The sequence below is a fragment of the Clostridium aciditolerans genome (genome assembly GCF_016316925.1).
Lineage (GTDB): Bacteria > Bacillota > Clostridia > Clostridiales > Clostridiaceae > Clostridium_AM > Clostridium_AM aciditolerans.
Map to the genome: position 1 here is coordinate 21944 of NZ_JAEEGB010000011.1, position 22946 is coordinate 44889.

Consider the following 22946-nt stretch of genomic DNA (forward strand, 5'->3'; position numbering starts at 1 on the left):
CAAGAATTCTGTTTATAAAAACTAAGCTTGCTCAAGGACTTTATTTTTAATTTTTATGATTGCTAGGTTGGTGACAGGTACTAGATATAAGTAAAATAAATATGGAATACAACTGTTATCAGCATTTAAGTTCACCATAGGCAATAGTAGAGCTATATTCCATGGAATAATCGCTGATACTACTATAGCTGAGTTCTCTAAATCTACAGCCATATAACTTTTTCCTGACTTTTTATTCTCATAAGCTTTGCTATTAAGCATATGAGTTAAAATAACTGACAATGCTTGGCTACACCCAAAAATAGATGTAAATATACTAGTTATAACTGTATTCTTAAATAGATCAAATCTAGACTTGGACTTTTTAGTATAGTTCTCAATTTTACTCAGCATACCCGTTCCTTCAAATATTCCTGAAAATGCAGAGGAAATAAAAATAACTAGGGATGTTTTAAGCATAGAAATAATTCCGCCACCTTTAATTATGTGACTTAAGCTACTATTTTGCTTTATACTATATCCCCAAATGATATACTTCATATTTTCAACAAAACTATTATGCTGAACGAATATACTTAAAAATACTGCACATATTATGCTAAAAAACATTGAAGTCTTAACATTTATCTTAAGTAAAGATAAAATAAAAATTATAAACGCAGGTAAAAGAACAAAGATATTAATATTAAATACCTTAATTATCTCATTGTTTATTCCACTTCCTCCTGTACTTACAGGAAATTTCATAGATACTATAGTATATAAGATTATGGATAAAATAAAAGGTACTATGCTAGTCTTAATCATATTTTTTATATTGTCATATATATCTGTATCCGTTAAAAATGCTACTAAATTAGCACTTGAAGACATAGGCGAACATCTATCACCAAAGTAAGCCCCAGCAATTATTGCACCAGCAGCAGCTCCGATATTTTCTCCGCCGCCTCTTGCTACAACCATAAGCGCTATTCCAACTGTTCCTACTGTTCCAAAGGAAGTTCCTATAAGAAAGGATACAATACAACTTATTAAAAATGCCGATAGAATAAATAGATGAGGATTTAAAAATTCTACTCCATAGAATACAATAGCCGATACAGTTCCTGACGCCATCCAAATAGCAGTAATCGCTCCTATCAAAACAAAAATTTGTAATATCGTAACTGATTTTTTACCGCCATTATAAGCCATTCTAAGGGTTTCCTTTAGTTTATATCCCCTTTTTAGAGCACAAAATATAAATATTATTAATCCTACCGCAAGAGGATAACCTACAAATATCCCTCTATATACACTTGTAATTAACATAAAAAAACAAATTATAAAAGAAACTAAAATATCCATCATACTCACCGCCTTATAAAAAAATAATAACAAAAAATCTTCTATAGTTAAATAACAACAGTTGTATATTTTAATATATTCTAATAAGGATATAATATTAAATGAATAATAATGAAAGAGGTGCTTTTATGGAAATAACTTGGCTTGGACATTCATCTTTTTTGCTAGAGGATTCAAAGGGACGAAAAGTTTTGATGGATCCCTTTGATGAAAGTGTGGGATATCCTGTTTTTGAGGGCGAAGTAGATATAGTTACAATAAGCCATTATCATTTTGATCATAGTTACACTGAAAAAGTAAAATTTAGTCATATTGCAGACAAATCAGGTTTTTTCTATCTCTGCGATATACCTGTAGCAGGAATTCCGTCTTACCATGACAAAATGCAGGGTGCTAAGCGCGGAGAGAATATGATTTTTATCGTAGAAATGGATGGTTACAGAATTTGCCACTTAGGAGATCTCGGATATATACTATCTGCAGAGGAAATAAAAAGTCTGGGCAAGGTAGATATATTACTCATACCTATAGGTGGAAATTACACTATTGATGGAAAAGAAGCATCAAAACTAGCTCATAGTATAAATAGCTCCCTAATTATTCCTATGCATTACAATACCCCTATGCTTTCTTTTCAATTGGATGGTTTGGAAAACTTTTTAACCTATATGAAAAATGGTGAAAAAGTAGGCAGCAATAAGCTATCTATAGATGGGCCTTTAGAAGGAGAAAAACAAGTTAAAATACTTAATTATAAATAGTATTAAAGCAGCTAGTTTAAACTGGCTGCTCTCTAACTTATGATATTCAAAATCACAGCTTTCTTTAAATTAATGCTTCTCTTTACATCAATGATTCGCTGATTACTTGAACCTCTAAATTTTAGCTTAGAATCTTTTTTGTCCTCATCAAACTTTCCATCAACTAGAACATCTACACTATTTAGAAGCTCACTCCACTTATTGTCACTGTTCATAGATTCTAAAATATATTCAAAAGTATATCCTGTGTAACACCACACATTAAGTCCTAGATCTTTTACCCTTTTGGCAATTATACTAAATTCTTCTGCCTGCTCAAAAGGATCTCCTCCTGAAAAAGTAACTCCCTTTATCATGGTGTTGCTTTTAATATCATCCACAAGTTCATCTATATTTTTAAGTTCTCCCCCATCAAGATCATGAGTACTTGGATTAAAGCAGCCTTTGCAATTATGCTTACACCCTTGGGCAAAGAACACTCTTCTTAATCCTGGTCCATTAACTAAACTTTCATATGCTATTCCAGCTAACCTTACTAGATTAGTTCCCATAGACAACATCTCCTATACATAATTTCTATTAAGTTTTAAAAGACAGAGAATTTACTCTGCCTTTTAAAATATATAACTTATGTCAAGTTTTAAATTGTATATACGTGTTTACTAGTTCCCTGAGATATTCTATCTGATCTTTCCGCTACTTTTCCTGAACCAAATCGTTCATCTAGTGAAAGATATCCTGTTACTCTTGATATCCCTTGTATATTATTACTTTCACAGTTAGGACACTTTTCTTCTCCATGAAGATATGTTCCGCACTCTCTACAATATCTTATGTGAAAGTTAATACCTATATAATTAATATTTGTATTGTTATATGCATAGTTCAGTATATCCATAATCGTTTCTGCTGATGGGTAGTCATCTAACTCTATATAGCTTATATGCCCACCATTACACAACTTATGGTATGGTGCTTCTATATCTATTTTATCTTTTATTGATATAGCATGCCCTACAGGTACGTGATATGAATTTGTATAATAATCCTTATCAGTTACTCCTGGTAATTCACCAAATACTTTTTTATCTTGAACAATAAATCTGCCGCTCAATCCTTCTGCTGGCGTTGCATAACAACTCCAGTTTAAGTGAGTCTCTTCAACTAATCTATCTGTATACTGTCTCATATGAGAGACTATCTTAAGCCCAAGCTCTCTAGATTGTTCATCTTCACCATGGTGCTTTCCTGTTAATGCTATCAAAGTTTCTGCTAATCCTATGAATCCTATAACCCAAGTTCCTTGTAGTAAAATTGACTCTATTGAGTCATCAGCTTTTAAATTCTCTGACCCTTTCATAAGGCCTTGTCCAGCTACAAATGGCAAATCTTTTACTCTTAATCTTTTTAATACATCATATCTATGCATTAATGATTCTTTAGCTAATTCCAACTTGCTATCTAAAAGCTTAAAAAATTTATTTATATCTTTCTTCGCTAAAATACCAATTCTAGGTAAATTTATAGTAGTTGGAGCTATATTTCCTCTTCCTTTTGTTCCAGGCTCACCATTTACGTTAGAACATATATAAGTTCTACATCCCATTGTAGCAGGTACTACACCTTTGTCATAATAAACCTTATTAAAATCAGCATCTAAATTCATAAATGTTGGATTCATTCTCTTAGCTGCTACTCTACAAGCTAACTCAAATAAATAATAGTATGGATCTCCAACCTCTTTGTTAACTCCCTTTTTAACTCTAAATATTATATTTGGGAATATAGGTTGTTCTTCATTACCTAATCCTTTTTCATACTCAAGTAAAAATATTTCACATATTAGTGCCGCATCTTTTGAATCTGGTATTCCAAGATTTATAGATGAAAATGGTACCTGGCTTCCAGCACGGCTGTGCATTGTATTTAAGTTATATACAATCCCCTGCATAGACTGTTCTATACATCTTCTGAGCTTCTTCTCTGTAGCTTCCCTTATCTTTTCATCTTCAATACCTAGTTCTGTTAATTCTTTTATTATTTCTTTCCTAGTTGGGTTAACAAACACTCCCATGTCATTATCAAAATCCGGATGCGATTGTCCTCCGAACATATCATTTTGGGTTGATTGCAATAAAATACATGAAAGTTCTGCAGCAGACTCTATTCTCTTTGGTCTTCTTATAGTACCATATCCTGTATTAAATCCTCTTTCAAGTATTTCTCTGGTAGGTATATGTAAACAATTTGTAGTTAAATTGTAACTATCTAAATCGTGATAATATATATCTCCATTTTCATGAGCTTTAGCTAAATATTTAGGCATAGCAGATAAATTATGCCACTTATTTGACTCACTCGCTATTCTTAGTAGTTTTGAACTAAAGTTGTTTCCAACATTAGCATTATCTCTATCTGTTTCTACACCTATTTTTTCTATTGCTTTCATTAAATCTGATTTTATTTCTCTTATTTTAGTTCTTTCTCTTCTATAATTTGAATATGTAACCCCTATTTCTCTATAGTTATTTTCCAAAAGGGTATTTTCAACTATGTTTTGTACTTGTTCAACATTAAGCTGTTCTACGTTAATTTCTTCTATTTTTTTAATTACTTTTTGAGTTAGTTCTATAAACTCACTTTCTTTTAGATCATATCCTATCTCTTCAGTGGCGCCTTTAATAGCATTGGTTATTTTAATAGAGTCAAACTCTACTTTTCTACCATCCCTCTTCACAACATGTAGCATACTACATACCTCCAACCTACCATATATTGTGCTAAATACTTTGCTATTATACTATGAGAAAATTTTTTAATCAATTTTTAAATTAATGTTAAGAGTATATTATCACTGTTTACTTTAACTTACCTTCATATTCTTTTATTTTTTATTATAGTATATGACTTGATATTTAATATTAATGAATAATTGGTATATAAAATAGTCAAACTATGGTAGAGGTGATACTAAATGATTGGTAAGATACTTGATATGAGCGTTACAGATGCTTTCATAAGTTTCCAGGATGGCACTACTATGGATGTTGGAGTTTCTCATCTTCCTCCTGGTTCTAAAGTGGGAGATACTATAAATATTGAACCTAGGCCAACAAGAATGACAAATGATAAATTAGTAGATTTCTTCTAAGGGTTCTGTCAACACATCATTGCTTAAAATAAGTTAAAATACTGATTAGCTATTTTTGTAAAGATGCCTAAAATAAAAAACTAAGAAAGCGCTGACACCTTCTTAGTTTTTTTATTTTATTCTACTGATATTGCACTAACTGGACAACTATCTGCTCCTTCTTGTGCGCTATCTTCAACTCCTTGTGGAACATCTTCAGATATTGCAACTGCTTTTCCATCATCATCCATTTGATAAACTTCAGGACATATTGATGGACATAGTCCACAGCCTATACAAGTATCTTTATCAACTACTGCTTTCATTTGTATTCCTCCTGTACATTATTTAATTATAACTTATACAATTAATATTCTTTTCCAAAATACTTCTATTTATGCTAAAACAAAAAGATTGCTTAAGTAAAATTAAATACCTATTTTATTTTTAAAATTATCCAATAAAACTTCATATTCTTCAGATTTGCTTACATAATCCTCAACATTTCCATTTTCCATACTTTCTACAAGATCAAGATTTATTGGCATTTCAGCAAGAAGCGGTAATCCTAAATATTCAGCTTGTTCTTCTGCTGTTTTTTTACTAAAGACTCTAATTTTCTCGCCACACTTGCCACATATAACATAGGACATATTCTCTACTACGCCTACTATATTTACATTCATTTTTTTCGCCATTATAACCACTTTTTTAACTATCATAGATACCATCTCTTGTGGAGTTGAAACTATTACCATTCCCTCTAACGGAACTTCTTGCATTATAGTTAAGGCTATATCACCAGTTCCCGGAGGCATATCTATGAGAAGGTAATCTAGTTCACCCCACTCTGTATCACTGTACATTTGTTTTAAAACTCCGGTAATTACTGGACCTCTCCATATAACTGGAGCTTCTTCTTCCTCTGTTAACAGGTTTAAAGACATAACTTTAATTCCCATAGAAGTCTCTACCGGAGCAAATTTTACTTCACCACCATCGCCAACTTGAGAAATATCTGATCTCTTATCATTTATTCCAAAAAATCTTGGTATTGATGGACCAGTTATATCTCCATCTAATACGCCTACTGTATATCCTAATTTTCTCAATTGAACCGCTAATATCCCTGTAACTGTGGATTTTCCAACTCCACCTTTTCCACTTATAATACCAATTATGTGTTTTATCTTCCCATACTTAGGTACTAATCCTGAGCATCCACTATCACTATTGCAATTTCCTTTACTTGGGCAGCTATTACAATTTCCCATTTCAATTCCTCCTTTATACATCTTGCTAAAAGTGTTGTACAAACATTAATTCTTCCACATTATTCAATTTCAATACAATTATACCACTTCTTTTATTATTTTTACCATTTAAGCATAAAAAAAATACTATAGAATTAAATTCTATAGTACTTTAGAATTCAGAAGGTTTTTCTGATGATATTTTTACATTCCATCTGCCATTTTCATATTTATCATAAATATAGTACTTCTTTTCGCTTTTTTCAGCTTTATCCCAAAAGACCACTGTCGCTTTATATAAGGTTGATTTATATCCTTGAGTTTTCACTGTTACCCAAATATCATAGTTTTCTTTACCTTTATCTGCAACACTTGTATTATTAAACTTATCTTTCAATTCTCCTTTAAAATCTTCCAAGTCTGTAGACAATATAAACTTTGCTGCATCCACATCATCTTTCAGACTTACTCCTACACTCTTATTTTTGTCCTTACCTTTTAAATATTCGCTTAAGGTATCTATTATTGAGCCATAATATACCTCTTTAAAGTCTTTTGGCTTCCTTATTGTCCAAAAACTTTTTATTATATCATTGTCAATTCTTTTAGAAACAACATAAATTTTATTATCACTATAAAGATTTCCGGAATCTGACTTGTCAAGTCCTGCTACATAATTAAACTTATGTACTTTGTTGTTTCCTTCTACCATCTCAAAGACATAATCTGGTTCAAGAGAGGATTTTTGTGTCGCAGTTTTTGCAGCTGATAATATGTCATATAGCTCTCCTATTGTATTTGGGTCGGTAACTGTAAATCTAAACCCTTGATCTCTAGTACTTTGTATTACAATTTTCTGTATTTTACCCTGCTTTATATATTCAAAATCATTATTTTTAAGCCCAGATTTAATTTTTATATTATCTAAACTTGAACAACCAGTAGAGAATACACAAATTATAATAGAAATAATTAAGAAGAATCTTTTTATATTTAATGATTTATTAATTCTTTTTGTCAACTAATATTACCTCCTAGACTTCAATACTTACTTAAAGTTTTACTTTAGGCACCTGAAAGAAAATAGACTAGCATATTGGCTAGTTATTTTTTGAAGTTGCTTTATACATTATAACATATTTAATATAAAAAAACTCTCTTGTAATATATGTCACAAGAGAGTTTATTCTTACTTATTATTCTTTATAATTTAATGTTTGAACTATAGTTTTAAAAATAGTTGGCATATTCTCCTTAAAATTATTTTCCCTTACAAAAAAGGAGAACCTGAAAAATTTATCCTTATTTCTCAAAAAATATTCATATCCTTTAACACTTTCATTTGAGGGAGTAACTATAGTATAAGAGACTAAATAACCATCTCTATTATTTATAATTATAGGATTCATACTATAATCCTTATACAAATTTTGTTCACTAGATATTTTTTTACTTTCTTCTAAAAATGTTCTTAAATCCTTATTTAGATTCCAAACCTCTACAAAACCATAAATTTTAGAATCCTTTGCTATAAAATCATTATGATATATTATTTCTCCTCCTGAAAAGTTTCTTTGCTCCGTAGTCCATTCCGCTGGAAGTTTATAGCTCAATTTCTTATCTAAAGCTTCATACTTTTGCAGAGAACTTATATTGTTTTGTATAAGAGCAGTAAACTTAAGTCCTGCATCAAATTTTTTTTCCAATCCCAATAAAACAAACATAAGACCTATTATTATTACTGTAACCCCTAATCTTTTTCTATTTATTATTATAAGTTTCATATGCGTACCACCTTAAATAAAATATAGGTTTCATTTTCACCTCCTATGTTCTTACCAACTTGATTTAGTTAATTATATGAAAACAGCACCAAAAATATTAGATATTTTTGGTGCTACAATAATAAATCACGTTCTACTTTTTTACTGGCACAACGATAGTTGAGGTTCTAAAATCATAAAACATAAGCCAGTACCCAAAGTCGCTACGATCACCATATGCTGATTTTGCAGGTACCCAAGTAACAAATCCAGTCTTACCACCATAAGGTTGATGCTCTTTACCCCTTGTTCCTGGTATTCCATAAACCAGATATTTTACTTTTCCTTGCTTATCACACTTATAACCTATTACATAGTGTCCATGCTTTCTAAAATAAGGATAGTAACTTATCATAGGGTAATATAATATAGTATATCTATTATAATTTGATGCATCATACATATCTTCCACTTGATCTACTGAAACTCTATACCACTTAGCTCTTTTTATATCTGAAGCCATATCTGTAATTTCTTCAAATCCATCAATTAAGTTTCTAAAAAAGTCTCCTGTTGATCCTCTTGGATAATCGTAGGCTTCATCTTTACTTTCTCTTAAAAGCTCTTCACTTGAATCTTCTCTATTTTTTTCTTCTCTATTTGCTACTTGTACATCTTCATTTTCCAATTTTATGTTCTCTTCTTTAATATCTTGTTGTCTTTCTTCTTCACGAGTAAGCTCCTCAGCTTCAACATCTTGTTGTTTTTCTTCTTCACGAGTAAACTCCTCAACTTTAACATCCTGTTGTTTTTCTTCTTCATGAGCATGCTCTTCAACTTGATCATTTTTATTCTCTCTAGGCTGCTCAGCACACTCTTCTAATACCACGCTCTCAACTTCTTCACTTTCATCCTGTCTTATAGCTTCATTGTTTTCAATAATGCTTTCTTTATTCTCACTTAATTTTACTGCCTCTATACTCTCCTCATACTTATCGAATATACTTTTCGGTTCTTCCACTACCTCTTCTCTGGACTCTCTAGCCTTATCTTCAACAACAGCAAATGATTTCCAATTCGGTATTTCAGTACTTGCAAATCCACTCATAACACCTAGTATATTATTGTCTAATAATTTAACTATAGCTGCTCCTGAAACCTTGTCAACGGATATACCACTACCTGATACATTATCCATAGGATACTCGTAACAAATATCTGCTCTACCGTAATCATCTATGTTCATTTCTCCAATTTTAATTATTTTTTTTACTTCTTTTTTATTACATATTAACATCATATAATAAGGCGCTAGTTCTTTTTTGAGGTTTTGCACATAATAAGATATTTTACACTTTTCGTTTTTTACTTCTAACTTGGCATATCCTGAAACTACTTTATCAGATGATATAGAGTATCCTTTTTCATCTTCCTGTAATATTATGAAATACCTACTATAGCTCTTTTTTTGTACCAACTCCGTGTACCTCCATATATTTTATTCATTATAATATATGAGGTAACATGCAAAAAGTGAACAAATAGTACAAAAGTTGTAAAAAAGATTATAATAAATCATGTATAGAATCTGCTAATTTAGCAAATTCAGCTATAGATAATGTTTCTCCTCTTCTCTTTGGATCTATATTTGCGTTATTAAAGGCTCTTTCCATTGTCTCACTAGGTAACTTTAAACCTTTTAAAGCATTCCACATAGTTTTTCTTCTCATATTAAAACAATGTCTTACAACCTTAAAAAATAAATTCCTATCTTTAACCTCCGCTCTAGGAGAATCTAGCCTATTTAACCTTAAAACTATAGAATCTACTTTTGGCCTCGGTATAAATGAAGCTGGACTTACTCTTCTAACTATATCTATATCACAATAGTATTGTACGAGAATTGAAAGAGCTCCATATTCTTTTGTATTAGGCTTTGCTGCAATTCGCTCTCCAACTTCTTTTTGTATCATTATAGTTAATGACTTAAATTTATAATGTTCATTTAAAAGTCTTGAAATTATAGGCGTAGTTACATAATAAGGTAAATTAGCTACAACCTTAACGCTATTTTCTTCACCTATAATTTCATTAAAATCTACTTTTAGTGCATCTTTATGTATAAGTTGAAAGTTATCAAATTCTTTAAGCTCTTCATTTAAAATAGGTATCAAGTCTGAATCTAATTCTATTGCACATACCTTTTTAGCTTTTGTTAATAACTCTTTAGTTAAAGTACCAACTCCTGGTCCAATTTCTATTACAAAATCATCTTTATTAACCTCAGCACCGCATACTATATCTTCTAGGACAGAATTATCTATTAAAAAATTTTGTCCTAGACTTTTTGAAAATTTAAATTCATATTTTTTTACTATATCTTTAGTGGATAAGTTCTCCATACTATTTCTCCTTATCTATTTTATTTATAGCTTCTATAAACTCTTCTCTAGTAATTCCGTAATTATTAAGACGCATTAAAAATTGAGCTGTATTACAATATCCTATACCCAATTCTTTTCCTAGTATATCTCTTCTTCTCTTTGAATTATTGTTTCCTGTAAGACCAAAGAAAATCATATCTTCAACATTAAATTCTTCTCTTTTCTCCTTATTCTCACACTTAGCACACTCTAATGCTTTAATTATGGTATCTGGTTCTGCATTTTCTACACCAATGTCTCCATCTTTTATACCGTCTTTTTGAGAGATATATGCATGTTTAATTCCTTGTACTCTCTTAGATATTATTCTTCTTATTTTTTCACCAGCAAAATCGGGATCAGTGAGAACTATTACTCCCTGTCTTTTTTGAGCTTCTTTTATTCTATCAATTACTTTTTTGTTTATTCCAAATCCGCCAACAGCTATAACTTCGGCATCTACAGCTTTTTTAACTGCAGTAATATCATCTCTTCCTTCAACTACAATGACTTCTTTAATCATAGTTTTCCTCCTTTTAGTCGGAACACTGGGTAGTTTTGCTTGTTTCCCTTCGGGTACCGGGTAACTTAAGATTTTCGCTTCCGCTCACAAGTTACCCGTAAAAGTTCATTTAGAACTTTTACCTAGCAAAACTACCCGTTAAAGTCCATTTAGGACTTTAACCTCCATAAAAAAATAAAACACTTATAATATAATTATTCTCATAATATTATAATAACATAACTTCAATAAAACATTTGAAAAAAATAATAAGTCAAATAGACTACTATACTAACTAGTTATTTTTTAAAGATACCTAAACAATTTGCAGAAAAAAATAGGAGCATATGCTCCTATTTTACCACATAAACATTGACCCACTTTACACCCCAGTTCTCTGCTTCTGAACTTGAATTAAAATATACATCTATACGGTTACCCTTTATAGCACCACCAGTATCTTCCGCAACCGCGTATCCATATCCTTCAATGTAGAGTTTAGTGCCAAGTGGGATAACCCTCGGGTCAACTGCTACTGAACTATAACTATTGCTATTTCTTTTAGCCACAGTTCCAGTTGCTGTAATTCCAAACGCTGCATCACCAGGTCCTTTGCCTGTATCTGCATAACTTGAAGTATAAGCTGTAGCTCTCATTCTAATGGAGTCTTTATAAGTAACCTTTCCTCCACGTGAAGGAGTGTACACACCTACTGTGCCCATAGCTACAATTTTTTCAACAGGGTTCTTTTTTACAGTTTCACTTACTAATTTTCTTGAAATTTCTTTACCATTTTCATAAACTACTTTTGAAATAGTTTCTTTCTCTCCTGGTTGTCCTTCTTGTACAGTCTTTTTAGTCCCTTGTTCCATATCGTCGTCTTTTTTAACAACTGTTGCATAATCTATTGGTTTAGTTTCTTTTATTTCTTTTGTCTCAACTCTTACTACTGCTACTTTTAATCCGTCCTTAAGCGCTGCATCCTTTGATGGAGTTACCTTGTCAAACTCCTTAAGCCCTATACCCTCTTTTTCTAGCATTTTTTCAACACTATCTTCTGCAGATTGTATAGTTAATTGTTTTCCATCAGCATCCACATTAACATTTACTGCTTTCTTAATGGAAAGTTTAGCGCCTTTTTCAACTTTACTGTCTAAACTTGGAATTGCCTTGTCCTTAGGTCCTACAATTATGTTGTTGTTACTTAATGCACTCTTATAAGTACTACTTAAAGTAGTAATTTTCTGTTCTTTTCCGTCTATTGAAACTATAATTGTTTTTCTCATGCTGCAAATTACTACTGTTAAAATAGCTAAAACTAGCATTACTGCTGAAATAGCCTTAGGACCACTTGACAAATGTTTTTTAAAGTAATCTTTTAACTTTTCCACCATTACAATACCTCCTTCAGGCAAGAACGACAATACTGCTACAAATGCATACTTTATTTTTCTAAATATCGTTCATGCTTTTTAGACTGTTTACAATGCAACTCTGTGCATAAATCTTAAGAATATAAAAAATTATGATTGCTGTTTTCCAAAACAGTCTACGCTTATTTTTAGGTGGAACTTATAAAATTTATTATAGTGGAATTTATAAAATTTATTATAATTATATGCCTTAAAAAAGCATTTAATCACCTAAATATGGAAACGCAATTGAAGTTTAAAAATTGCATACCCATTTTACACTATTTTTTTATATTTAGCAAGTGTTTAATATTGGAAATGGTTAATTCGCTTACTTCATCAGCCTCTACACCCTTGATTTCAGCTACTTTTTCTATTATATATTTAATATAGTCTGATTTATTTCTTTTTCCCCTATACGGAACTGGAGCCATATACGGACAATCTGTTTCTACTAAAATTTTATCTAAAGGTATTTCTTTTACAACCTCAATTATCTTTTTAGCATTTTTAAAAGTCACAACACCAGTAATACCTATATAATATCCTAACTTTAAGCATTCTCTTGCAAACTCTAAGCTTCCCGAAAAGCAATGTATTTCTCCTGTAACCTCCGGAAACTGTTTTATTATATTTAATGTATCTTCGTGTGCATCTCTGTCATGTATAATTACAGGTAGATTAAGCTCTTTTGCAAGCTCCATTTGCCTTATAAATGCCCTTTTTTGTATTTCTCTTTCTGGATTTTCATCGTAATAATAATCAAGTCCTATTTCCCCTATAGCCTTAACCTTATCATTTTTCGCTAACCTTTTAAGTTCATCTATAGCAGCTTCATCTAATTTATCTGCATATTCTGGGTGTATCCCTACTGCTGCATAAAAAAAATCATATTTATCAGCAAGGGAAACTGAATCTATGCTACCTTTTAAGGATGCACCGCAATTTAGTACTCCAATTACATTGTTTTTTCTTAGTTCCTCAATAATCAACTCCCTATCTTCATCAAATTGCTCATCATCATAATGAGCGTGTGCATCAAATATATTTATTTTCTTATCTATTATTTTTATTTCTTCCATTGTAATTCTCCATTCAACTCATCTAGTAATTGTTGAACATATTACCATTTTATTACAATTAGGTATATAGTCAACTTTGTTTTTTTTATTTATTTAGCTAATTTCTTTATAAAGCTTTAATATTCTTTAATATTTTTCATTTTAATATAGCACTTGTCCATTGATAAAAAAATAAAAAATAGGTAACATTAAACTTTTATATATTAAAACCATTTTATAAGTATTTTATATCACAAACTTATTTTTTACAACTTTTATACTTATTATTCAAAGTTTACACTTTTATGGTATATTATATAGCTTTAAAAATATAAAGTCTCATCTGTACTGTAAAGTAAAGATGAGACTTTAAACAAATTAAATATTATCTAACTATACTTCCTGTTGGAAGTTCACCTGGAATACTCACCGTGAATAATTTACTATCATCATCTGTGGATGCGGCTAGAATCATTCCCTGTGATAATTCCCCTCTGAGTGTTACAGGCTTTAAGTTTGCTACAAGTACAACATATTTTCCAATTAGATCCTCCGGTTTGTAATACTTAGCTATTCCAGAAACTACCTGTCTTTCTTCTCCACCTAAATCTACCTTTAGTTTAAGCAATTTCTTCGCGCCTTTTACAGGTTCACACTCTATAACCTTTACTACTCTTAAATCAACCTTTTCGAAATCCTCTATAGTTATTTCATCTTTAATTGGTTGAATTTCAACTTTTTTAACAGCTGCCATTTGTTCTTCTTTAAGCTTATTTAATTCAGCTATTTTTTCTTCTACATCTATTCTCGGGAATAATAATTCTCCTTTGTTGACCTTATTTCCTGCTTGTGTTCCATCAAAAGAAGCTAGACTATTCCAAGTAGTAACATCTGCATTTAATTGTCTATTTATCTTTTCGCTAGTTTCTGGTAAAAATGCTGATATACATACTGATGCAAATCTTATCGCTTCTGCTAAATTATACAGAACAGTTCCAAGTCTTTCTTTTTTACTTTCTTCTTTTGCAAGTATCCATGGGGTTGTTTCGTCAATATATTTATTAGCTCTTCCTATAAGCTCCCATATAGTGTCTAGCGCTTCTGGAATTCTCAAATTATCTATTCTTTCTTCTACTTTCTTAGGCGTTTCTAATGCAAGATTGATAAGTTCATCGTCTATTGATTCTTTTGCTGTTGGAGCTGGGATTGTTCCATCAAAATATTTTTCTATCATTGCACAGGTTCTTGATAATAAGTTACCTAAGTCATTTGCCAAATCAGAGTTTATTTTCTTTATGAATATTTCATTATTAAATAATCCATCTGCTCCAAAAGGTATTTCTCTTAAAAGATAATATCTTACAGCATCTGCTCCAAAATGATTTACTAAAACTACAGGATCTACAACATTTCCCTTTGATTTTGACATTTTTCCTCCATCAACTAAAAGCCACCCATGACCAAATACTTGCTTTGGAAGAGGAATATCAAGAGCCATCAACATTATTGGCCAATAAATTGTATGGAATCTCAATATATCTTTACCAACTAAATGTACATCTGCTGGCCAATACTTATTATATAGATCGTTATTTTCATTTCCATATCCTAAGGCTGTTATATAATTTGCTAATGCATCTATCCAAACATATATAACATGCTTTTCATCAAATGTTACAGGTATTCCCCAATTAAATGAAGTTCTTGAAACACAAAGATCTTGAAGTCCTGGTTTTAAAAAATTATTTAACATTTCATTTTTTCTTGATTCTGGTTGAATAAACTCAGGATGATTTTCTATATATTCAATAAGTCTATCTGCATATTTAGACATTTTAAAGAAATAAGCTTCTTCCTTTGCCTTTTCAACAGGTCTTCCACAATCAGGACAATTACCATTTACCAATTGAGTTTCTGTCCAGAAGGACTCACAAGGTGTACAATACCATCCCTCGTAAGAATCCTTATATATATCTCCTTGATCATATAATCTTTTAAATATATCTTGAACTGCTTTTATATGATAATCATCTGTAGTTCTTATAAACTTATCATAGCTTACATTCATCATTTTCCATAAGTCTTTAATACCCGCTACAATTTCATCTACATAAGCTATTGGAGTAATTCCTTTAGCTTCTGCTAGTCTTTGAATTTTTTGACCATGTTCATCTGTTCCAGTTAAAAACATTACATCATATCCTGTAAGTCTTTTAAATCTTGCTAGTGCATCTGCCGCCACAGTAGTATAAGTATTACCAATATGAAGTTTTGCTGACGGATAATATATAGGTGTAGTAATATAGTATGTCTTTTTATCCATTTGTTTTTCCTCCCTTTATATCTTTCATATTAAAAAAGCCTCTATATGAAGAAGTTCTTCATATAGAGGCGTGATTACGCTTTACCACTCTATTTCATCTTTACTTCTCAGTAAAGACCTCAGTAAGTAACTCAAACTTTACTTTAAAATTCTAAAGCTTTTTATTACCCTGCAGTATAACGGCTGCTTCCGTATTATCTTACTATCTTTCAGATAACATGCTCAGGAGCCATGTTCATAAACTACACCGTCATCGGCTTTCACCTAACCCGACTCTCTTTAAGACACCTTCATTTACTACTCTTTCCTTCATAGCATTTTAACATTATAATATGTCATATATTTCATAGTGTCAATATGTTTATTGAAATTTTTTGCTCTAAAATAATAATGCCCAAAATTAGAATTTTTATTCGAATAAAATGTGCTTATGTTATTATAATTTATCAATGATACTGGCTCTCTTCTAAAACATCAATCTTGCGAGTGTTACAGCTAATATTACACACATCATGTCTGCCATAACTGCTACCCAAAGTGTATGTCTTATTTTTTTAATTCCAACAGCACCAAAATATACTGTAAGTGTATAAAATATCGTTTCCGTTGACCCTATAATTATTGATGCTACTCTCCCTATGTAACTATCTGCACCAAAATTATTTAGTATTTCAGCAAATATCCCCATTGCACCGCTGCCTGATAGAGGCTTGACCAACACAAGAGGCACTACTTCTGGGGGTAATCCTATAAACTTAACGACAGGCTTAACTATATAAATAAAATAATCCAAAGCTTTAGATTCTCTAAAGACTCCCACCGCCACAAGCATAGCTAATAAATACGGGAAAATTCTAACACATATTGAAAGCCCTTCTTTTGCCCCTTCTACAAAACATTCATATACTTTCACCTTTTTTATCATTCCATATGTAGTAATTGAAACTACTATAATAGGAATCATTGCTTTTATAATATAATCCATAAACTTCTCCCCTTACAGCACATTAATATACAATACAATACTGCTTGTCCGAACTTGTCTTTCATAGCTAAAAATATTTTTCTAATATTTTGCACAGTATAACCGCACATATAGCTACTATTCCAGTTGTAATTATAGATGGAATTATAGTTTCTGCTGGATTTTTAGAACCTACAGCTGCTCTTATAGATATGACAGTAGTAGGAAAGAGTTGTATACTAGCTGCATTCAAAATTAAAAATAGCGCCATATCATCACTGGCTTTATCACCTTTATTACTAAGCCTCTTTAATTCTTGCATAGCCTTTATACCAAAGGGAGTGGCCGCATTAGAGAGCCCCATCATGTTTGCTGTTAAATTCATTACTATTGCACCCATAGCTTTCTCATCTTTAGCTGCACTTTTGAACAATACTTTTAATATTGGTCTAAGAACTTTAGCAAGCTTATCAGTAAGCCCACTCTTTTCTGCAATCTTCATAATTCCACACCATAAACACATAATACCTGCCAATCCTATAGCAAGTTTAACCGTTGAATCTGTTGAGGCTACTATAGCTTTTGACACCTCATCACCTCTACCAGTAAAAATCCCAAATAATATACCAAAGGCTAAAATGAAAAACCATACAACATTAATCACTTAGTTTCTCTCCTTATAAATTTTTCCGTTAATTAATGTATATGAATAATACCTATCAGTATTACATACAAAATTTAAGGGATTTTAACTAATATGAATTTTTTATGTTGAAAATACACCTCAACAGTGCTACCATTTAATTTGTATATTATTTTTTTATTGGAGGTTTTATATGACCATCAGAGATATTATGAAGTACATAGAAAGTGAATTTTCAGTTATAAATGATACCCCATGTGAAATATGTGGTGGTGAATATGTAGCTGAAGATTTAAAAATAGATATAGTAGATGGCGTTCCTTATGATGTCTGCGATTGTATATGCTCAAATTGCGGCTATGAAAAAACCTTTGAATTTTGTGCACCTTTTGTGGATGAGGATAGCTTAAAAAAAGCTAAAAATATACTGAACTAAAGGAGAATCAGAATGAAAGAAAATAACTTAAAGTTAGCTCAAAAAGATATTGACGAAGCCTTAGTAACTATCGAGTCTATGGAAAAAACTCTTGTTAAAGAAGATCTTTCTAAAGACGATATAAAAGAAAAGTTTATTTTTCTTACAACTAAAATTCAAGAGCTTGAACAAATATTAAAAGATGAAGGAATCATTGATTAGGACTATAAATAATAAAAGGTTAAATTTCCGAAGAAATTTAACCTTTTATTATTTATATCACTTAAACTGGGGTATATCAAAATTTAATACGGCATTCTGTACCTGATCAAGAACAAGCTTTACACCATTAATAATATTAGGTACTTGTTTAAATGCCCAAGATATATCTGTAGCATATTGATGTTCTGTCGGTTTTTCTGGATTCCATCTCATTTTGTATATAGTATCTTGTTTAACATTAGGATTATTTATATATCTAGAAGCTATCCAGTTTGCTCCACCCTTAATTCCATCCTCTGGAGTAAGCCACTTGTTATCATAAGCTGTTTTAGTTCCACCACCAATAGGATCTGAATCAACAGCACCTATTCCAAAAAAGTTATATACAGGAACACCATAAGTATACTTACCATCGCTATCTTTAGCTCCGCCGTTAGCCAAAACCGATGTTCCATTTCCGCTCTCAAGTAAAGCATGTGAGACTAAATAAGCAACATTTATATTATTACTTTTAGCTGCATCTAAAAATACTTGTCCTTTTCCTTCTAATATTCCTTTTCCTTTTAAAATATTGTTTAAATCGTCAGCAGTAATACCCTCAGTATAATTTAATTTCAAAAATTGATATTTACCGTAAGCGTCTAAAAAGTTATTTGGATCTAAATAATATTTAATTTGATTTTTACTTGCTTCATTGTTAAATTTATTTGTTTCAACAAATACCGGCTTAACAGTTGAATTAGATTGAATATCAACCATTTGGTTAAGACTAACATCATATTTAGTATATGATACATTTTCAGTATTTACACCATCAACACATCTAAAATAGTCTACGTAATAATTATCATAATCAGTATTTGCATCCTTATGAGCACCTTGTACATTTTGTCTCTTAGCATATATAACAACCTCATATTTTTGACCGTTACTACTAGATTTAAGAGATTTTAATGCTGTTATTTTACCATCTGTCAACGCAGTATACCCGTTGGTTAACTCACTATAAACTTCCTTATCATCTGCATAACTATGTACAAAAATTCTATATTGAGCTTGGTCTGAATTTTTAGCAGTTATAAAAAACCCCTGTTTTTGGCTTGGTAAAAGTGGAGTATATTCAAATTTCACTGCTGTTATTTGTGGCAAATTTTCATAGCTTGTACAATCTACATATTTATTCGCTGTAGTAAATTGCAACTTTACAGGATTTTTTAGTTTCTTTCCTGCAGTAGATTGAACATCGGTACTAATTGTTAAATTATATGTTTCACCTGGATCATACCCTGAAACCGTAGGGCTTACAATGACTAAGTCTGGACTACTTCCTGGCGCTATATATGCCGGAATCGATTTACCACTTTTATCTGTAACTATAATGTTTTTATTATTAACAGTATCTGGCTTCAAGGAATTGTTAAACTTTACAACCCACTCTTTATTTACAGCTATATCAGTCTTAGAAGTGTTGTCCACAAAAGATTCCGCTGCTAATGCTTTAAACTGAGTAATGCCTAAAGTAAGAGCCAGTGTAAAAATAAATGCCCTCATGTTTTTATTCAAATTTATCCCCCCCAAATTATATATCCTTACTATACCATTATAAGAAATTTTAAACTTTTTTCCAACATTATTTTATACCAACTTATTATACCAAAATAGGTTATTTAATAAAACCTTGGGATTTTAAACTGAGCCCATAGAGCTTTCTAATTTATAGATAACATATTGAAATTTAGATATAATATAGGTAAAGTAAAATCAACTAGAAATATTAACCACATTGTATTTATCGTAGAAATAATTAAAAACAGAAGGGAGATTTTATTTAATTGGATAAAAATATAATTAACCATGAAGAACTTAGCAGCTCTATGAGAATAAATAAGTTTATAAGCGAAAAAGGAATATGTTCTAGAAGAGAGGCTGATAAACTGATAGAAAAGAAAAGAGTTACTATAAACGGAAATTTAGCTGGTATAGGCGATAAGGTAACTTCTCAGGATGAAATACGAATCGACGGAAAACTATTAAATAAAAAGGATAAACGTATATATATTGCTCTTAATAAACCAGTAGGTATAACTTGTACAACAGAAAGTAAAATAAAAGGTAACATAGTAGACTTTATAAATTATCCTAAACGAATATTTCCAATTGGCCGATTAGATAAAGATTCAGAAGGATTAATTTTTTTGACTAATGATGGAGATATAGTAAACAAAATATTAAGAGCTGGTAATAACCATGAAAAAGAATATATAGTTACTGTTGATAAACCTATAAATAATGAATTTCTAAAAGGAATGTCCTCTGGAGTGAAGATATTAAACACAATCACTAATCCTTGCAAAGTAACCAAGGAAAGTTCTCACGTATTTAGAATAATTTTAACTCAGGGTTTAAATAGACAAATCAGAAGGATGTGCGAAGCTTTTGGCTATAATGTTCTTAAATTAAAAAGAGTAAGAATTATGAATATCACACTTAAAGACCTTCCTATAGGTAAGTGGCGATATCTAACGGAAGAAGAGCTTACTGTCATAAATAAACTAACTTCTCAATCTGTAAAAACAGAAGAGGCTTCATTATAAAAAGCCTCTTAATGTTTTCCCCTTTAATTATTATTTGACTTATTATGACTAACATTATATTTAGGGTTTGTCAGACGTCTTTTAAATTCATTCATGTCATAGTTTGCACTTACATATACCCTATGCAATGTGTATATTCCCTGACTCTTATTTGACCATCCTCCTACTGTAGTAAATGCCATATCATATCCAGTTTCTTTCAATGCTTTTATGGTGTCATTATTCCACTTACCAAAAGGATATGCTATGTATTTTACCTTTTTATTTAATTTCTTTTCGATAAATTCTCTAGCTCCCTTAAGGGTTTCTACCTGTTTATCATATGGCAACTTATTTAATTCATCATGTGCCAATGTATGACTCTCTATATCTATCCCATTCTGTTCCATTTCCTTTAATTGAGCAGAAGTTATAAAGGGTTTCTCATTATCTATAGCATTAGTTATTACAAATATAGTTGCATTAAAACCAAACTCCTTTAAAATCGGATAAGCATTCGAATAGTTATCTTCGTATCCATCATCAAAGGTTATGACTACAGACTTTTCAGGAATAGGCTTATTGTTAACTAAAAAGCTGTATAATTCATCTAATGTTAGAGTTGTATAATCATTATCCTTCAAATATTGCATCTGCTCCTTAAATTTTTCTTTTGGAACCCTAAGCTCATTTCCCTTTTCATAATCTATGGAATGATACATTAGTACTGGGACTGAGATATCATTGTACTTAAGTTTTCCTTCTTTAAACTCTCTTTCTTTTTTTACTTCAGTGCTTTTATCTTTATTGGCGTTAGTTTGTTCTTTATTTTTTTCTTCTTGATTACTTTTTTTATTTGCACTAGTATTTTGATCATTGGTTAATTGATTCTCACTTTTAACTTTTCTATCATTAAATAATTTATAACCAACTAAGCCAACCATTAACACAATACATACCATTAATATAATTTTCTTATAACCTTTATTCATCTTATCACCGCTTTCCTAGTAATATATGTAAAGTTCTATATTAATTATAATATAAATTCTGTTATTCGTAATAAAAATATACTAAAAATAATCTTATCCACATTATTAACATAACACATGTGGATAACCTGTTATTCTTAGGTAATATCAATTATTGACAAATCTATTTATATTTTATAATCCTATATCGATAACAATATATATTATTCATGTTTTATCGCACTTTACTACAAATTTATCATTATATCTTTTATTTTAGAATATTCACTAAATTTTTACAATTCTCTTATGGTAATTACAGTTTATTCACACTATCCACAGAAAGCTTGTTCATAACTTGTGAAATTTACTATAAATCATAGAAAACATTAAACGCAGATTAATGTTTTTTGAAAATTAATCAATATTGCATAAAGTCTGTCCACATTATCCACAAAAATGTGGACAATATGTGGATAACATGAACTTCATCCTATCTGCTCATCTATTAGGTTTATGTATAATTATTTTGTCAAAATTTCGTTTTAGGCTTATATTAGTCGTATTTTATCACTTATTGTTTTACTAATTTATATTTTAAAATTTAAAAAATCATAATTAACTTTAACAGATTTGCTATGAACATCATATATTGTTAATATGAATCACTAGCAGTCCTAAGTTTGCATGATCCATCTTTATATTTAGAACTGTACCTTTTTTCTCTTATAATTATGCTAATGGGGGAGTTATTCCCCCAATCCTTTATTAAAGCCACCTAATATGGCATATCTTTCAATTGCGCTATGTAAAACTTATTAATTAAGCTTAACATAATAAATAGAAATTGATATCTTTTTAAAATTTTATTTTATTTTTTGGAATTTTCTTAACTTTTTATTATACTTATGGTATTATTTAGATATAACAATATTGTATAAAAGGTAGGGATGTTTATGAGAGATAAAGTTATCCATGTTGATTTCGCTAAAAATGCAAGAAAAAATAAAAATGAAACGTTTACCTCCTTCCTGAAAAACTTATTTAAAAAGTTATTTAGCTCTCCAAATAAACCTTCTGATCCTACTGACGGTAAAAAAATAATATATTATAATAAAGATATATCTTAGGTGCTTAAATATTTGCACCTTTTTTTATTTGTGTTATCATAAAAATAAATAAG

General features: G+C 30.4%; 23 protein-coding genes and 1 other annotated feature. Of the genes, 6 read left to right on the plus strand and 17 right to left on the minus strand.

What is annotated here, in order from left to right; translation table 11 throughout:
- Positions 1-21 precede the first annotated feature (21 nt).
- On the minus strand, positions 22-1311 hold the full coding sequence (locus I6U51_RS10455) for a Na+/H+ antiporter NhaC family protein (protein WP_343069620.1): 1290 nt from the start codon (positions 1309-1311) through the stop codon (positions 22-24).
- Positions 1312-1475: 164 nt separating this feature from the next.
- Here I6U51_RS10455 and I6U51_RS10460 point away from each other — a divergent pair, with 164 nt between their 5' ends.
- Positions 1476-2108 (plus strand): MBL fold metallo-hydrolase, encoded by a 633-nt coding sequence (locus I6U51_RS10460; protein WP_211142644.1) that lies wholly within the window; start codon positions 1476-1478, stop codon positions 2106-2108.
- Positions 2109-2140: 32 nt separating this feature from the next.
- On the opposite strand, the gene nrdG is transcribed toward I6U51_RS10460, so the two are convergent.
- Both nrdG and nrdD read right to left on the minus strand, forming a co-directional pair.
- Complete coding sequence (gene nrdG / locus I6U51_RS10465) at positions 2141-2659, minus strand: anaerobic ribonucleoside-triphosphate reductase activating protein (protein WP_211142601.1); 519 nt, start codon at positions 2657-2659, stop codon at positions 2141-2143.
- 89 nt (positions 2660-2748) lie between these two features.
- Positions 2749-4857: an anaerobic ribonucleoside-triphosphate reductase gene (gene nrdD, locus I6U51_RS10470; protein WP_211142602.1), complete on the minus strand. Its 2109-nt coding sequence runs from the start codon at positions 4855-4857 to the stop codon at positions 2749-2751.
- 225 nt (positions 4858-5082) lie between these two features.
- On the opposite strand from nrdD, the gene I6U51_RS10475 reads away from it, so the two are divergent.
- Entirely contained in the window at positions 5083-5259 is a 177-nt protein-coding gene (locus tag I6U51_RS10475; protein WP_211142603.1) for a hypothetical protein, read from the plus strand.
- A 116-nt stretch (positions 5260-5375) separates the two neighbouring features.
- Here the strand turns inward: I6U51_RS10475 and I6U51_RS10480 are convergent, their stop codons facing one another.
- The 12 genes from I6U51_RS10480 to I6U51_RS10535 form a co-directional block, all read right to left on the minus strand.
- Positions 5376-5564, minus strand: coding sequence for a ferredoxin (locus I6U51_RS10480; protein WP_178907781.1), 189 nt, complete (start codon positions 5562-5564; stop codon positions 5376-5378).
- 102 nt (positions 5565-5666) lie between these two features.
- Entirely contained in the window at positions 5667-6512 is an 846-nt protein-coding gene (locus tag I6U51_RS10485; protein ID WP_211142604.1) for an Mrp/NBP35 family ATP-binding protein, read from the minus strand.
- Between the two features lie 151 nt (positions 6513-6663).
- Positions 6664-7512 carry a YhfM domain-containing protein gene (locus I6U51_RS10490; RefSeq protein WP_246517246.1) on the minus strand — a complete coding sequence of 283 codons (849 nt, stop codon included), beginning with the start codon at positions 7510-7512 and terminating at the stop codon, positions 6664-6666.
- A 175-nt stretch (positions 7513-7687) separates the two neighbouring features.
- Positions 7688-8275, minus strand: coding sequence for a hypothetical protein (locus I6U51_RS10495; protein ID WP_211142605.1), 588 nt, complete (start codon positions 8273-8275; stop codon positions 7688-7690).
- A gap of 133 nt (positions 8276-8408) precedes the next feature.
- Positions 8409-9731, minus strand: coding sequence for a DUF7922 domain-containing protein (locus tag I6U51_RS10500; protein WP_211142606.1), 1323 nt, complete (start codon positions 9729-9731; stop codon positions 8409-8411).
- Positions 9732-9819: 88 nt separating this feature from the next.
- Positions 9820-10656 (minus strand): 16S rRNA (adenine(1518)-N(6)/adenine(1519)-N(6))-dimethyltransferase RsmA, encoded by an 837-nt coding sequence (gene rsmA / locus I6U51_RS10505; RefSeq protein WP_211142607.1) that lies wholly within the window; start codon positions 10654-10656, stop codon positions 9820-9822.
- Position 10657: 1 nt separating this feature from the next.
- The gene (gene rnmV / locus I6U51_RS10510) at positions 10658-11200 is read right to left on the minus strand and encodes a ribonuclease M5 (protein ID WP_211142608.1); all 543 of its coding nucleotides are present in this window, start codon (positions 11198-11200) and stop codon (positions 10658-10660) included.
- A gap of 332 nt (positions 11201-11532) precedes the next feature.
- Positions 11533-12573, minus strand: coding sequence for a resuscitation-promoting factor (locus tag I6U51_RS10515; protein ID WP_211142609.1), 1041 nt, complete (start codon positions 12571-12573; stop codon positions 11533-11535).
- Between the two features lie 299 nt (positions 12574-12872).
- Complete coding sequence (locus I6U51_RS10520; RefSeq protein ID WP_211142610.1) at positions 12873-13673, minus strand: TatD family hydrolase; 801 nt, start codon at positions 13671-13673, stop codon at positions 12873-12875.
- A 364-nt stretch (positions 13674-14037) separates the two neighbouring features.
- Positions 14038-15975, minus strand: coding sequence for a methionine--tRNA ligase (metG, locus tag I6U51_RS10525; protein ID WP_211142611.1), 1938 nt, complete (start codon positions 15973-15975; stop codon positions 14038-14040).
- 61 nt (positions 15976-16036) lie between these two features.
- Positions 16037-16297 (minus strand) — a binding site (T-box leader).
- 144 nt (positions 16298-16441) lie between these two features.
- Complete coding sequence (locus I6U51_RS10530) at positions 16442-16960, minus strand: spore maturation protein (RefSeq protein ID WP_211142612.1); 519 nt, start codon at positions 16958-16960, stop codon at positions 16442-16444.
- Between the two features lie 67 nt (positions 16961-17027).
- A complete protein-coding gene (locus I6U51_RS10535; RefSeq protein ID WP_211142613.1) occupies positions 17028-17603 on the minus strand; it encodes a nucleoside recognition domain-containing protein in 576 nt (191 codons plus the stop codon).
- A gap of 172 nt (positions 17604-17775) precedes the next feature.
- Between I6U51_RS10535 and I6U51_RS10540 the strand changes: the two genes are divergently transcribed.
- Both I6U51_RS10540 and I6U51_RS10545 read left to right on the plus strand, forming a co-directional pair.
- Positions 17776-18018, plus strand: coding sequence for a metal-binding protein (locus I6U51_RS10540; protein ID WP_178908098.1), 243 nt, complete (start codon positions 17776-17778; stop codon positions 18016-18018).
- A 12-nt stretch (positions 18019-18030) separates the two neighbouring features.
- Entirely contained in the window at positions 18031-18219 is a 189-nt protein-coding gene (locus tag I6U51_RS10545; protein ID WP_211142614.1) for a hypothetical protein, read from the plus strand.
- A gap of 57 nt (positions 18220-18276) precedes the next feature.
- Here the strand turns inward: I6U51_RS10545 and I6U51_RS10550 are convergent, their stop codons facing one another.
- On the minus strand, positions 18277-19782 hold the full coding sequence (locus I6U51_RS10550) for an N-acetylglucosaminidase (protein WP_246517249.1): 1506 nt from the start codon (positions 19780-19782) through the stop codon (positions 18277-18279).
- Positions 19783-20093: 311 nt separating this feature from the next.
- Between I6U51_RS10550 and rluF the strand changes: the two genes are divergently transcribed.
- Positions 20094-20813 carry a 23S rRNA pseudouridine(2604) synthase RluF gene (gene rluF, locus I6U51_RS10555; RefSeq protein ID WP_211142647.1) on the plus strand — a complete coding sequence of 240 codons (720 nt, stop codon included), beginning with the start codon at positions 20094-20096 and terminating at the stop codon, positions 20811-20813.
- Positions 20814-20836: 23 nt separating this feature from the next.
- On the opposite strand, the gene I6U51_RS10560 is transcribed toward rluF, so the two are convergent.
- Positions 20837-21784 carry a polysaccharide deacetylase family protein gene (locus I6U51_RS10560; RefSeq protein WP_211142615.1) on the minus strand — a complete coding sequence of 316 codons (948 nt, stop codon included), beginning with the start codon at positions 21782-21784 and terminating at the stop codon, positions 20837-20839.
- A gap of 935 nt (positions 21785-22719) precedes the next feature.
- On the opposite strand from I6U51_RS10560, the gene I6U51_RS10565 reads away from it, so the two are divergent.
- Positions 22720-22893, plus strand: coding sequence for a hypothetical protein (locus I6U51_RS10565; protein WP_211142616.1), 174 nt, complete (start codon positions 22720-22722; stop codon positions 22891-22893).
- Positions 22894-22946: the final 53 nt, after the last annotated feature.